This is a genomic window from Streptomyces sp. NPDC030799 (assembly GCF_055572255.1).
Genome location: NZ_JBVIDS010000001.1, coordinates 610,127 through 622,710, shown reverse-complemented (window position 1 = coordinate 622,710; position 12,584 = coordinate 610,127). Strand labels below are relative to the sequence as shown.

12 protein-coding genes are annotated in these 12,584 nt (G+C 71.8%); 4 read left to right on the top strand and 8 right to left on the bottom strand.

Translation table 11 applies throughout. The features are described 5' to 3' along the window. Positions 1-4: 4 nt before the first annotated feature. On the bottom strand, positions 5-844 hold the full coding sequence (locus tag ACZ41I_RS02745) for a Nif3-like dinuclear metal center hexameric protein (RefSeq protein WP_363215430.1): 840 nt from the start codon (positions 842-844) through the stop codon (positions 5-7). Positions 845-1,032: 188 nt separating this feature from the next. On the opposite strand from ACZ41I_RS02745, the gene ACZ41I_RS02740 reads away from it, so the two are divergent. Continuing rightward, positions 1,033-2,295, top strand: coding sequence for a hypothetical protein (locus ACZ41I_RS02740; protein ID WP_468513000.1), 1,263 nt, complete (start codon positions 1,033-1,035; stop codon positions 2,293-2,295). Positions 2,296-2,390: 95 nt separating this feature from the next. Then, positions 2,391-2,549 carry a hypothetical protein gene (locus ACZ41I_RS02735; RefSeq protein WP_363215432.1) on the top strand — a complete coding sequence of 53 codons (159 nt, stop codon included), beginning with the start codon at positions 2,391-2,393 and terminating at the stop codon, positions 2,547-2,549. A gap of 62 nt (positions 2,550-2,611) precedes the next feature. Here ACZ41I_RS02735 and ACZ41I_RS02730 read toward each other — a convergent pair whose 3' ends face one another. The 3 genes from ACZ41I_RS02730 to ACZ41I_RS02720 are packed head-to-tail and all read right to left on the bottom strand — an operon-like array spanning position 2,612 to position 5,524. After that, positions 2,612-3,550 (bottom strand): 3-oxoacyl-ACP reductase, encoded by a 939-nt coding sequence (locus ACZ41I_RS02730; protein WP_363215433.1) that lies wholly within the window; start codon positions 3,548-3,550, stop codon positions 2,612-2,614. Between the two features lie 14 nt (positions 3,551-3,564). Next, positions 3,565-4,641, bottom strand: a complete 1,077-nt coding sequence (locus ACZ41I_RS02725; protein ID WP_399773891.1) for a Zn-dependent alcohol dehydrogenase — start codon at positions 4,639-4,641, stop codon at positions 3,565-3,567. 25 nt (positions 4,642-4,666) lie between these two features. Further along, on the bottom strand, positions 4,667-5,524 hold the full coding sequence (locus tag ACZ41I_RS02720; protein WP_399773895.1) for a MaoC/PaaZ C-terminal domain-containing protein: 858 nt from the start codon (positions 5,522-5,524) through the stop codon (positions 4,667-4,669). Between the two features lie 411 nt (positions 5,525-5,935). Between ACZ41I_RS02720 and ACZ41I_RS02715 the strand changes: the two genes are divergently transcribed. After that, positions 5,936-7,210 carry a sensor histidine kinase gene (locus tag ACZ41I_RS02715; protein WP_468512999.1) on the top strand — a complete coding sequence of 425 codons (1,275 nt, stop codon included), beginning with the start codon at positions 5,936-5,938 and terminating at the stop codon, positions 7,208-7,210. Here ACZ41I_RS02715 and ACZ41I_RS02710 read toward each other — a convergent pair. Continuing rightward, positions 7,188-8,750, bottom strand: coding sequence for an alpha-L-arabinofuranosidase B (locus ACZ41I_RS02710; RefSeq protein ID WP_468512998.1), 1,563 nt, complete (start codon positions 8,748-8,750; stop codon positions 7,188-7,190). The genes ACZ41I_RS02715 and ACZ41I_RS02710 overlap by 23 nt on opposite strands. A 289-nt stretch (positions 8,751-9,039) precedes the next feature. On the opposite strand from ACZ41I_RS02710, the gene ACZ41I_RS02705 reads away from it, so the two are divergent. Next, complete coding sequence (locus ACZ41I_RS02705; RefSeq protein WP_468513081.1) at positions 9,040-9,672, top strand: response regulator; 633 nt, start codon at positions 9,040-9,042, stop codon at positions 9,670-9,672. 25 nt (positions 9,673-9,697) lie between these two features. Here ACZ41I_RS02705 and ACZ41I_RS02700 read toward each other — a convergent pair whose 3' ends face one another. From ACZ41I_RS02700 to ACZ41I_RS02690, 3 genes are read right to left on the bottom strand one after another with little or no spacing between them, the layout of a single operon-like run. Then, positions 9,698-10,528: a hypothetical protein gene (locus tag ACZ41I_RS02700; protein ID WP_468512997.1), complete on the bottom strand. Its 831-nt coding sequence runs from the start codon at positions 10,526-10,528 to the stop codon at positions 9,698-9,700. Beyond that, a complete protein-coding gene (locus ACZ41I_RS02695; RefSeq protein WP_363215440.1) occupies positions 10,529-11,068 on the bottom strand; it encodes a SigE family RNA polymerase sigma factor in 540 nt (179 codons plus the stop codon). Between the two features lie 52 nt (positions 11,069-11,120). Continuing rightward, positions 11,121-12,563 carry an MFS transporter gene (locus tag ACZ41I_RS02690; RefSeq protein ID WP_468512996.1) on the bottom strand — a complete coding sequence of 481 codons (1,443 nt, stop codon included), beginning with the start codon at positions 12,561-12,563 and terminating at the stop codon, positions 11,121-11,123. Positions 12,564-12,584 lie beyond the last annotated feature (21 nt).

The following is a 12,584-nucleotide window of genomic DNA, read 5'->3' as shown; positions in this document are numbered from 1 at the left end:
CCCATTAGCTAGTGGTGACGGTGGACGCCGCGTGGGCGGTCCAGGGGTCGGTGACCGTCTTGGAGACATGGACCCGAAGGTCCCAGCCGTGGCGGTCGGAGATCTCGTCGAGCTGGGCTGCGGCCAGCTCGCACCAGGGCCACTCGGTGGCCCAGTGCGCCGCGTCGAGCAGCGCGAGGGGGCTCGTGGCCACCGCCTCGGAGGCGGGGTGGTGGCGCAGGTCGGCGGTGAGGAAGGCGTCGACGCCGGCCGCGCGGACCTGGTCGAAGAGGCTGTCGCCGGAGCCGCCGCTGACGGCGACCGTGCGGACGACGGCGTCGGGGTCGCCGGCCACCCGGATGCCCTGCGCGGTGGCGGGCAGCCGCTCGGCGGCGCGCTCGGCCAGCTCACGGACGGTCAGCGGGTGGTCGAGTTCGCAGACACGGCCGAGGCCCCGGCAGCCCTGCGGGTCGGTGGGGTCCGGCACGAGGGGTCGTACGACCCTCAGGTCGAGCGCGCCGGCGAGGGCGTCCGACACACCCGGGTCGGCGGTGTCGGCGTTGGTGTGGGCGACGTGCAGGGCGATGTCGTTCTTGATGAGGGTGTGCACGACACGGCCCTTGAAGTGGGTCGCGGCGACCGTGGTCGTCCCGCGCAGATACAGCGGGTGGTGGGTGACCAGCAGGTCGGCGCCGAGCTTCACCGCCTCGTCGACGATCTCCTGCACGGGGTCGACGGCGAACAGGACCCGGGTGACCTCCTGGTCGGGGTCGCCCACGACCGTGCCGACCGCGTCCCAGGACTCGGCCCGCTCGGCGGGCCACAGGGTATCCAGCGCGGCGATGACTTCAGACAGACGGGGCACGAGGGAAAGGCTACCTGGCTGGTCCCCGGGCCGTACCGCATGCGCCGGGTCTGACCCCGCTCAGCACATAAGCACCGGTTTCCTCAGGTGAATCGCTTCTGCGCCACCCTTATGTGTGAAGCGGATGTCGGCCGGTCCCCCGCCTGTGCGTGCGAAAACTAGCTTCGTTCGCCGGAGGTGACCGAACGATGACGGCCTGTGCGATCGAACCCCCGTCGACCGGTGCGGAGGGCGGCGGGGCGGGGTGCGCCATCACGGCGGACGGCGCGTACGCGGCACGGCTCGCGCGGGACGGCGAGTCGTGGTTCCCGGAGCGCTGGACGCTGGACGGCCCGGAGCCGTACGCGGTGCCGCTGCCCGGCAACCAGCCGGAGGAACCCGGCACCGAGGTCCAGCCCCTGTCCGACGGCCGGGTGCTGATCCACCGGCTGGTCGAGCACCGGCACGCCTTCTCGCTGCTGTACCCGACCGGTCCCGGCACCGGTGAGCTGCCGCTCGGCGCGGTGGAGTGCCCCGAGCCCGGCACCCGGCTCACGCTGCTGCCGCCGGCCCCGGGAGGTGCACGGGCGTACGCCCTCGCCGCCGGCCCGCGCTCCAGCGCGGTGTGGCTGGTGGCGGGCGGCACCTACGGGCCCGAGCGGCTCGCCGAGGTGCCGGGGCGCTGTTCGGGCGGGGTCTGGCTGGACCGCACCGGACGGATGCTGGCGCTGGACCGGCAGCTGGGCGGGCCGGTCAAGACGGTCGTGGTGGACCTGGAGCGCGCCGAGGTGTCACCGCTGCTGCAGATCGCGCCCACGAGCCACGACCGGCTGCTGCTCGCCGACCCCGACAGCGGGCTGCTGCTCATCTCCTCCGACGCCCCCTCGCCGGGGGAGGAACGATTGGGCTGGGGCGTGCTCGGCAGCATGCTGCCGGTCCGCTTCCCGGAGAGCCTGCGCATGCCGGACTGCGTGGTGACGCCGTTCGCGATCCAGCCCGGGCAGGTGCTGATGCCGGAGAACTGCGCGGTGGCGCTGCACGTGGACGGGCCGGTCGGCAGCTGGGTGAGCACCTGGCGGCCGGCCGGACGGCAGGTGAGCCATCTCCCGGCGCCGGCGGGCTGGCTGGCCGGCGCCGGGGTGTGGACACGGGACGGGGTGCTGCGGCTGCCGTACGCCACGCCGGAGACTCCCTGCGGCGTGGCGGAGCTGACGGCGCCCCGGGGGGAGACGGGAGACCCGGCTGCCGCGGAGAGCGGCATCGCCGGGCCTTCGGGGGGTACCGGGGGGCCGGGGGACGCGGGCCCGGAGGGTCCGGTCCGGGACGGCACGGCGGCCGAGGCACCCGGGGCGTCGCGGCCGCCGACGGAACCGGACCCTCCGGGGCCTGCGCACCTTCGGGCTGCGCAGCCGGTGGTGGCACGTCCGGTGCCGTTGCAGCAGGCACCTCTGGGACGTCTTGTAACGAAGTAGTGGCGGTCGGCGTGTGCGCCTGGATTCGGCCGGTGGTGTGTTGGTTACACTCGCCCGGCTGTACGAAAGATCATATGACGGGGTGAATACGTCCGATGAGCGACACCAGCACGACGGAGCAGCTGTCCGCCGACTCGCAGGAGGCTGCCGGCCACGGCCGGCACCGGGGCCCGGTCGCGGCCCAGGAGAGCGAGACGGCTCCGCACGGCCGGCACCGGAGGCCGGCCGAGGACACCGCGGAGGCGGCTGCCTGACGGTTGCAGGGAGAGGGGGTGCCCCGACGGGCACCCCCTCTTCGCGTTCTCAGCCCCTGTTCTCAGCCCCGCTTGAGCCCCAGCACCTCCGCCGCCGCGAAGGTCTCCGCCTCGGGCCGGTCCGCGTAGTGCGGGGTGAGCAGCGCGTCGAGTTCGTCGTACGTGAACGTCTCCTGCTTGCTGTCGAACTTCGCCCGCACCCGGGGCCGTTCGACGATCGCGACCATGCCGCCGTGGACGACGAGCAGCTGGCCGTTGATGCGGGCGGCGGCCGGTGCGGCCAGATAGCCGACGAGCGGGGCGACATGTTCGGGGGCCAGTGGATCCAGGCCCTGGTCCGGCCGCTGGAAGCCGGCGAAGACGTCCTCGGTCATCCGGGTGCGGGCGCGCGGGCAGATGGCGTTGGCCGTGACGCCGTACTTGGCGAGGGCGAGGGCGGTGGAGGTGGTCAGGCCGACGATTCCGCCCTTTGCCGCCGCGTAGTTGGGCTGTCCGGCGGAACCGGCGAGGAACGCCTCCGACGAGGTGTTCACGATCCGCCCGTACACCGGTCCCCCGGCGGCCTTCGACCGCTCCCGCCAGTGGGCGGCGGCGAAGCGGGTGGTGTTGAAGTGCCCCTTGAGGTGGACCCGGATCACCGCGTCCCACTCGTCCTCGGTCATCGAGAACACCATGCGGTCGCGCAGGATGCCCGCGTTGTTGACGAGGATGTCCAGCTTGCCGAATTCTTCGACGGCCGACCGGATCAGTTCGCCGGCCTGCCGGAAGTCCGCGATGTCCCCGGTGTGTGCGCGGGCCCGGCCGCCGCCTGCCCGTATCTCGGCGGCGACCTCCTCGGCGGGACCGGCCGAGGACGCACCGGACCCGTCCCGTCCGGGCTGTCCGTAGTCGTTGACGACGACGGCCGCGCCGAGCCGGGCGAGTTCGAGGGCTTCGGCGCGGCCGAGCCCGCGTCCGGCACCGGTGACGACGGCGGACAGCCCTTCCAGTGGCAGTGCCATGTCCGTCCCCGTCCTCAGATCTCGATGCACGTACGCAGGGCCGTCCCGGTCCGCATCTGGTCCAGCGCCTCGTTGATCCCCGTAAGCGGCACCCGGTGGGTGATCAGCCCGGCGAGATCGACGCGGCCCGCCCGCCACAGGGCGATGGTCCGCTCGTAGGAGCGCAGCACGTCCCCGCCGCCGTACATGGACGGCAGGATCCGCTTCTCGTCGAAGAACAGCTCGAACATGTTCAGCTGCAGGAAGTCGTCCATGGCGCCGGCGCCGACCACGACCAGGGTGCCGCCGCGCCGGGTGTTCTCGTACGCCGTCCGCGCGGTGGCGGACCTGCCGACGACCTCGAAGACGTAGTCGAAGCCCTCGCCGCCGGTGATCTGCTGCTTGGCGTCGGCCAGCTCCTCGGGCGAGACCGCCTTCGTGGCACCGAACCTGAGCGCCGACTCGCGCCGGGAGGCGACCGGGTCGACGGCGACGATCTCGGCGGCTCCCTTCAGCCGGGCCCCCTGTACGGCGGAGATGCCGACACCCCCGCACCCGATGACGGCGACCGACGAACCGGCCTGCACATCGGCGGTGTTGAGGGCGGCGCCGAGTCCGGTGGTCACACCGCAGCCGATCAGCGCGGCGATGTCGAAGGGCACGTCCTCGGGGATCGGCACCGCGCAGCCGGCATCGACCACGACCTCCTCGGCGAAGGTGCCGGTGCCGGCGAAGCCGAAGCAATCGGTGCCCGAGCGCTTGAAGTTCGGGGTGCCCGCGTTCATGAACCCGGCCAGGCACAGCTGGGTCTGCCCGCGCCTGCAGGCCGGACACGCACCGCAGGCGGGCAGCCAGCACAGGACGACCCGGTCGCCCGGCTTCAGACCCCGCACCCCCTCCCCCACCTCCAGGATCTCGCCCGCACCCTCGTGGCCCGGCACGAACGGCGCGGGCTGCGGCAGCACCCCGTTCATCGCGGACAGGTCCGAGTGGCACAGTCCGGTGGCCCGCACCCGGACCCGGACCTTGCCGGGCCCGAAGCCCACCGCCTCGACGTCGTCGAGGACCTCCAGCTTTTCCTGGCCGATCTCGTGCAGTACGGCTGCGCGCATGGTGCGGCTCCCCTCGATACGGGTTTCAGGAGTGCTCTACGACGGTGTCGGCCAGGACCGGTGCGTCGTCTCTTTCGACCGCGCTCACCGTCACCCGCACCCGGTCCGGCTCGCGCCACATGCGGATACGGAGGGTCTCGCCCGGATACACCACCCCGGCGAACCGCGTGCGGTAGCTCCGCACACGGCCGACATCGCCGCCGAGCAGGGTGTCGACGACCGCCTTCAGCGTGATGCCGTAGGTGCACAGGCCGTGCAGGATGGGCCGCTCGAACCCGGCGAGCTTGGCGAACTCGGGGTCGGCGTGCAGCGGGTTCCAGTCGCCGGAGAGGCGGTAGAGCAGTGCCTGGTCCTCGCGGACGGTCCGCTCGACGGTGCGGTCGGGATCTCCCGTCGGCGGATCCGGGCGGGTGCCGGGGCCGCGGTCGCCGCCCCAGCCGCCTTCCCCGCGTACGAAGATCTGCGCGTCGTTGGTCCACAACGGGCCCTGTGCGTCGGCGACTTCGGTGCGCATGACGAGGACGGCGGCCTTGCCCTTGTCGTACACCGCGGCGATCCGGGAGGTGGCGGTGGCGGTGCCCGCGGCCGGGATCGGGCGGTGGATCTCCAGGCTCTGGCCGCCGTGCAGGACCTTGGCCAGATCGACGTCGACGCCCGGCACGGACAGACCACTGATCACGCCGGGGGAACCCGCGCCCGCGACGGTGGCGAAGCTCGGCAGGACGTGCAGCCGGGACTCCAGGGTGTAGCGCAGCTCGTCGGGATCGGTGGCGGGGATGCCGGCGCCGATGCCGAGGTGGTAGAGCTGGACGTCCCTGGTGGTCCAGGTGATCGGGCCGGAGCGGGGCTCGGCGGCGAGGGCCTTGGCTGCGTCGATGGGCATGGGGCTCCTGAGAGGTCTCAAGACCTCGGCACGGCCGTCCGCACCGTCGGCCGCACCGAGGTCGCCACGGGCCGACCTAGAACGCGTTCCAGTCCGGCGCCCTCTGTATAGCCGAGCCCTCCACAGTTGTGAAGGCTCCTGACGTCGTGTCAGCTACCGGCCGGCAGTGACATGTGTACTGCCGGAGTCGGTACAGCCGCATCTGCCGGAGGCGGGGCCGGGCTCCTAACGTCGTAGGCATGACACAACGGGGATACGCCGTCTCCTTCGCGGGGGCGGTCACGTCGTACGGCGCGCCCCGGGGTGCAGGTGCCATCATCGTGCTGACGGCTTGGCTGATTCTGTTCGGTTCGTACGCCGTGCTGTCGTACCGCCCTCGGGCGGGACCATTTGACCGGGGGAAACACAGACATGAACTGGGTGTCGGGAGTTCGCTGCCAGATACAGGCCCTCCAGGCCGAACGGCGCCAGTGGCGGGCCGAGCACGAGCGCTTCAAGGCGGCGCAGCGGTCCGCCCGGAAGGCGGGCAGGAAGCCGCACGTCGACCACCCGGGCCCGCCGCCCACCGGCTTCACCCTGCTGCCCTGGCTGCTGATGGGAATGGGGTCCTTCTCCAATCTCCTCCAGGGCAGGACCCCGAACCCGTTCATCGGTTCCCTGGGCCTGCTCATCTTCAACTCCCTCTACATCTACGTCACCTTCCGCTCCTTCGACCGCGCGAAGCGGGAGGCCGCCTCCACCCGGGTGGCACTGCTCCTCATGGGCCTGGTGACCACCGGTCTGGCGCTCGGCTACGGCGGCAACTGGCTGATGTTCTTCCCGTTGCTCGGCCTCGCCGTGGGCGCGGCGCTGCGCGGGCCGTGGCTGGGCCGCACCGGGCTGCTGCTGACGGCGTACGCGACCTGTGTCTCGGCCGTCCGGGGCGGCTGGGGGGACGCGACGAACATCGGCTACGCGACCTTTCTCTCCAGCATGGTGACCGCCGCGATCCTCGGTCTGTCCGAGGCCGTACGGGAACTGCGCGCCGCCCGTGAGGAGCTGGCCCGGCGCGCGGTGGAGAAGGAGCGGCTGCGCTTCTCGCGGGATCTGCACGACCTGCTCGGGCACACACTGTCGGTGATCGTGGTGAAGTCGGAGGCGGCCCGGCGGCTGGCTCCGCGCGACATGGACGCGGCGCTGGGCCAGATCACGGACATCGAGTCGGTGGGCCGGCAGGCGCTCACCGAGATCCGCGAGGCGGTGACCGGCTACCGCGAGGGCAGCCTCGCCACCGAGCTGACCCGGGCGCGTTCGGCGCTGTCCGCGGCGAGCGTGGAGCCGGTGGTGCGCCAGTCCGGGGTGCCGCTCGAACCGCAGACGGAGGCGCTGCTGAGCTGGGTGGTGCGTGAGGCGGTCACCAATGTGGTCCGGCACAGCGACGCGGGCCGCTGTGAGATCACCGTCGAGAGCGGCACCGAGCAGGCCCGGCTCACCGTGACCGACAACGGCAGCGGCAGGCCCGTGCGCCGGCCCGAGCAGGGCATCGGCGGCACGGGGCTGAAGGGGCTGACCGAGCGCCTCGCGGCGGCGGGCGGCTCGCTCACGGCCGGCCCGTCGCCGCGCGGCGGTTTCACGGTGACCGCCGAACTTCCGGCGGCAGCGGCGGAGTTCGCGGACGCCGCGGCTACGGCGCCCAGGGCGAGCTGACCGCCCAGCTGACGTCGTCGGTCCAGGACGTGCTGCTGTCGAAGGCGTTGGAGCCGCCGTCGCTCGCTGTGTAGAGGTTGTAGGCGTAGTGGCGCAGGTATCTGGTCGGGTAGTTGTAGGAGGCGAACGAGGTGCCGGTGCCGCTCTTGCCGGTCTGCGGGCAGAAGGTGGCGTCGGCCCGGAACTGGGCGGTGCCGTCCATGGGCTGCCGGTAGAGCCTGTAGTTGTAGTGGCGCAGGTAGTCGCCGGGGTAGTTGCGTGACTCGAAGGAGACACAGGAGCTGCGCGCGAGGCCGCGGCGGACGATCCAGGTGGCGTCGCCCTTGTCCGTGCCGGAGCTGCTCGCGGTGACGGAGGAGATGACACCGGCGTCGTTGTGGTGGCGGACGTAGTCGGCGGTGCAGCAGGCGGCGGTGGCGCGCAGCGAGATCTCCGAACCGGGGGTCAGGGTGCCGGTGCTGCCGGTCGCGCCGCCGTAGCCGGCGGAGACGATATCGGCCTGGACGGCGTTGTCGGCGGCGTCGGTCGGGATGCCGGAGGTCATCACGCCCTCGAAGAAGGAGCCGATGGAGCCGTTGCTGTTGTCACCGCCGGTGCCGAGGACGATCGCGCCCTCCTGGTGCATCGGCGAGTATCCGCTCCTGGTCGGCTCACCCCCGGAATAGGTGGTCGTGAGCCCGCCCGACTGGGCATTTCCGTATTTCAGCGCGAAATGGTTCTGCCCGTTGTTCTTGAGCAGCGCGGTCACGAAAGGCAGTGGTCCGGTGCCGGTGTCGGAGGTGTTCCTGCTGTATCCGGCATCGGACTGGAACAGCCCGTTCTCCAGGTCGGCCTGCACCCACGGGCCCTGTCCGTAGCAGGGCGAGAACCAGCACTCGGTGCCGAAGTTGATGGCGTCCATGTGGCCGTTGCCGGTGTCCTTGTTGTTGGTCTCGGCGTTGCCGTAGTCGAAGCAGCAGCGGTTGTTGACGTGCGTGCCGGACGTCACCATGTACATCCCCTCGGCCTGCCCGTTCACGGCCACACCCGAGGTGGAGTTGTCCCGGTAGCCCATGCCGGCGGAGATCTCCAGGCCGTAGACCTGGTGGCCGCCGACGGTCACCGGGAGCGCGTCGGCGGGCGCCCCGACATCGGCGGCGCCGGCGCCGCCCGCACCCTCGACGGTGAGGTCGTTGTGGCGGGAGGACTGGTCGTAGATCTCGGTGATGATGCAGGTGGTGCCGGAACAGAAGGAGTCCTGGGCGGCCGCGTCGGCGTAGCCGCCGGCGGACAGCACCCCGATGTCGGTCCTGGCCCCGTCCGAGGCGCGCTGCACCTGGTAGAGCCGTCCGCTGTACGACCCGTACAGCGCCCGGACCAGGCTGTGCGCGGCGACGCAGGGGGTGCCCGCGGCGGCGTAGATGTCGCAGGGCAGCGAACCGGCCGCGGCGGCCTGGGGCGCACCGGTGCCGAGGAGCAGTGCGGCGAGGGTCGCGCAGACCGCGAGGACGGACAGGGCGGCACTTCTCAGCCGCCGGGGGCCGGTGTGGGGGGATCTCATGGGCACGGTGCACCTCGGATTCTTGGCCGATATTTCGGACAACGTTCGGCCGAAATACCGAACCTATTTTCAGCGGTGGAAATTGCGCGGATTCCTGGAAATGCACCGGCGATTGTTTGATCGCCCCCGGAGACCGTCAACCCCCGCCGCAGCGGACCATGCCAAGTCTTTAATCGACGGCGGCTGCCCGACCCGTGGGCCACCGCTGGACGGAACCCCGTCCCGCCACTTCTGCGGCGGGCGCGGCGCCGGACCGCCGTTCACGGCCTAATCTGACCTGATGAACGAGATGCCCCGGGGGCACCGGACCGGCAAGTCCATTCGGGTGCTGCTCGCCGAGGATCAGGGCATGATGCGGGGTGCGCTCGCTCTGCTGCTCGGTATGGAGGAGGACATCGAGGTGGTGTCCCAGCTGGGCTCGGGCGACGGCATCGTCGACGCCGTGCTCGTCCACCGGCCGGACGTGGCCCTGCTGGACATCGAACTGCCGGGCATCAGCGGGCTGGACGCGGCGGCCGAGCTGCGGGAGCAGGCGCCCGACTGCCGGGTGCTGATCCTGACCACCTTCGGCCGGCCCGGCTATCTGCGCCGGGCCATGGAGGCCGGGGCGGCCGGGTTCCTCGTCAAGGACGGGCCCGTGGAGGAACTGGCCGCGGCGATCCGGCGCGTGCTCACCGGGGAGACCGTCGTCGATCCGGCACTGGCCGCCGCAGCCCTCAGCGCCGGACCCAGTCCGCTGACGGCCCGCGAGTGCGAGGTGCTGAAGGCGTCGGTGGACGGGGCGACGGTCGCCGACATCGCCGGCACGCTGCATCTGTCCGAGTCCACCGTCCGCAATTACCTGTCCTCGGCGATCGGCAAGACGGGCACCCGCAACCGGGCGGAGGCGGTGCGGGAGGCCCGGCAACAGGGCTGGCTGTGACCGCGCCTTCCACCCGCCCCGCCTGTCATCGCGTCACTTTGGCGTCCTTGTACGCGGTGCCCTCCGGTGCGACGCAAGCGAACCACTTCGCCCCGGGATAACCCGCTGCCGACACGATCGCCGGACGGGGCACGTTGTGCTCGTAGACGACCGGGCCGCTCCTCGCCTTGGTGGTCGTGCCGTCCTTCCAGGTGCAGGTGACCTCCCGGGCGGTCTCGGCGACCTGCCCGACCACCAGCTGGTCCCATGTGCCGCTCGTGCTGTCCAGGGGGTTGCTGGCCGACAGCAGGTCGCTGCCCGAGACCCGCTCCGGCTTCGTCCTGGAGTCGAACATGATCGGCTGGGGGGCCTGGTCGCCGAACTTCCGGGTCACGAAGAACGAGGTCTTGCCGATCAGGTCGGTGGGCTTGTCGACAGCGGGCGTCATGTTCAGCTCTCCCATGGCGGCGTACTGCCCGTCCGCCTCGGCCTTGTTCTGCGGCGCTCCCCATACCTGGACGTCGACGTACCAGGACGTGCCCTTGTACCGGCCGCGCAACAGCGGGGTCTCCTGCGGCTCGTACACATGCCGTGCCGCGGGCGAGGTCGGTTCGGTCGCCGCGTTTCCCTGCCGGTCCCCGTGGCCGCCGCCCGGCAGGCCGGTCACCGCAAGCGTCACCCCCGTCGACCCCGCCAGCACCACGGCCGTGGCCGTCGCCACCGCCCAACGGCGGGCTCTACGGCGCCGACCGCCGCGGATGACCGCCTGGACAGGGGCTGTACCGATCTCCACCTCGTCCGCGGCGTCCGCGAGCAGGAGGGCGATGTCCGTCTGCGTCATGTCGGTCATCTGGTGGTTCTCCCGGTCCGCGCTCATCTACTTCAGCCCTCCGTGCGTCACCATCTCGGCCAGTCCCGGTATGGCCCGGAGTTTCGCGATGCCCTTGGCCGCGTTGCTCTTCACCGTGCCGACCGAGCAGCCCATCGCCTCGGCCGCCTGGGTCTCCGTCAGGTCCTCCCAGTAGCGCAGGACCACCGCCTCCCGCTGCCGCACGGGCAGTTGGGCGAGCGCCTTGAGCAGTGTGCCGCGGTCGTCGGCCTGCGCGATCCGGTCCCCCGTGTCGGCCACCTCGTGCACCAGGCCCGAGTCGTCCTTGGGAGCCAGGAACTCCTTGAGCCTTTTTCTGTGTTTGCGCGCATGCAGGTTGATCATCACGCGCCGCACATAGGCCTCCGGATCATCGGCCGTGCCGACCTTGCGCCAGGCCACATAGACCCGCTCCAGCGTGGACTGGACCAGGTCCTCCGCGGCGTGCTGCTCCCCCGTGAGGAGAAATGCCGTACGCATCAGGCGCGGCCAGCGGCCGACCATGAAGCTTTGGAACTCCTCGTTCCGGTCGCTCTTCCCGTCCCCCATGGGCACCTCCCTAGATGTCAGAAGGAGTCCATGGGCGGCCCGGACCGTTGCCTCACCGGGAGGAAGTCGCGGAAATTTTTCGCGGCAGCCACAGCAGCATCAGCACCGCCGCGCCCAGCAGCACCGCCGTACTGGCCCGGAAGGCCAGCGCGTAGCCGTCCGTCAGCGCTTGGGGACCATGGCCGCTGCCCGTGCCCGCCGCGGCGACGGTCGACATCACGGCCAGCCCGAGTGAACCGCCCATCGTCCGTGAGGTGTTGATCAGCCCCGACACCACCCCCGCCTCGCCCGGTGCCGCCCCCGACGTGGCGAGGGAGGCCAGCGGGGTCCCCGCCAGACCCGCGCCGAGCATCATCAGGATGCCCGGGATCATGATCGTGGTGACGTACGCCCCGTGCGCGTTCATCGTCGACTGCCAGCCGAAGCCCGTGGCGGCCACCAGCGTGCCCAGCGCCGCCACGGTCCGCGCGCCCGCCCCCCGCATCAGGCGCGGCGCCAGCTTCGAGCCGACGACCACGGACAGCGAGCTGGGCACGAGGGCGACCCCGGCGGCGAGCGGCGAGTAGCCGAGGACGTTCTGGGCGTAGAGCGTCATGAAGTACCACATGCAGAACATGGCCGAGCCGGAGAAGAACATCGCCGCGTTCGCCGAGGCGACCGAGCGCAGCCGCAGCAGCCCGAGCGGCATCAGCGGGGCCGCCGTACGCGCTTCGACCAGCAGGAACAGGCCGATCAGCAGCAGCCCGGCGAGCAGCGGCAGCAGCGTGGCGGGGGCCGTCCAGCCCTCCGCCTCCGTCTGCGAGATGCCATAGGCGAGGATCGCGAGGCCCCCGGTCACCAGCAGTGCGCCCGGCAGGTCCAGGCGCCGCCCGTCGCCGGCCCGGCTCTCGGTGAGCCGGCGCGCCGAGCCGGCCAGGACCAGCGCGCCCACCGGCACGTTGATCAGCAGCACCCAGCGCCAGGAGAGCACGTCCACGAGCACCCCGCCGACCAGTCCGCCCGCGGCCCCGCCCCCGGCGCCGACCGCGGTCCAGGTGGCGATCGCACGGGCCCGCGCGGCGCCCTCCGGCACCGCGGAGGTCAGCAGGGTCAGCGTCGAGGGGGCCAGCACCGCCGCGCCCAGACCCTGCACGGCCCGCGCCAGCAGCAGCTGCCAGCCCTCCTGGGCGAGGCCGCCGCCCAGCGAGGCCAGCGTGAACAGGCCGAGGCCGACGAGGAACATGCGCTTGCGCCCGTACAGGTCGCCGGCCCGGCCGCCGAGCAGCATGAATCCGGCGAAGGCGATGGCGTACGCGTTCACCACCCACTGCAGGCCCGACGGGGTCAGGCCGAGACCGCTGCGCATGGACGGCAGGGCGACGTTCACCACCGACACGTCCAGGACGACCAGGAACTGTCCGGCACAGGCGAGTGCCACCACCAGCCAGGTGGGCGCGGTCGTACGGCGGCGGGATATGAGGGCTGTGGTGTCGGGGGCTTCCAGCATGGGTGTCATGCTCTCAACCCGGTTACGGTC

Bases quoted from the DNA above. Each gene is read 5' to 3' on its own strand.
- ACZ41I_RS02740 (WP_468513000.1), top strand. From the start codon at position 1,033: ATGACGGCCTGTGCGATCGAACCCCCGTCGACCGGTGCGGAGGGCGGC.
- ACZ41I_RS02725 (WP_399773891.1), bottom strand. From the start codon at position 4,641: ATGCGCGCAGCCGTACTGCACGAGATCGGCCAGGAAAAGCTGGAGGTC.
- ACZ41I_RS02695 (WP_363215440.1), bottom strand. From the start codon at position 11,068: ATGGGGGACGGGAAGAGCGACCGGAACGAGGAGTTCCAAAGCTTCATG.
- ACZ41I_RS02710 (WP_468512998.1), bottom strand. From the start codon at position 8,750: ATGAGATCCCCCCACACCGGCCCCCGGCGGCTGAGAAGTGCCGCCCTG.
- ACZ41I_RS02690 (WP_468512996.1), bottom strand. From the start codon at position 12,563: ATGACACCCATGCTGGAAGCCCCCGACACCACAGCCCTCATATCCCGC.
- ACZ41I_RS02735 (WP_363215432.1), top strand. From the start codon at position 2,391: ATGAGCGACACCAGCACGACGGAGCAGCTGTCCGCCGACTCGCAGGAG.
- ACZ41I_RS02730 (WP_363215433.1), bottom strand. From the start codon at position 3,550: ATGGCACTGCCACTGGAAGGGCTGTCCGCCGTCGTCACCGGTGCCGGA.
- ACZ41I_RS02705 (WP_468513081.1), top strand. From the start codon at position 9,040: ATGCCCCGGGGGCACCGGACCGGCAAGTCCATTCGGGTGCTGCTCGCC.
- ACZ41I_RS02700 (WP_468512997.1), bottom strand. From the start codon at position 10,528: ATGAGCGCGGACCGGGAGAACCACCAGATGACCGACATGACGCAGACG.
- ACZ41I_RS02715 (WP_468512999.1), top strand. From the start codon at position 5,936: ATGAACTGGGTGTCGGGAGTTCGCTGCCAGATACAGGCCCTCCAGGCC.
- ACZ41I_RS02720 (WP_399773895.1), bottom strand. From the start codon at position 5,524: ATGCCCATCGACGCAGCCAAGGCCCTCGCCGCCGAGCCCCGCTCCGGC.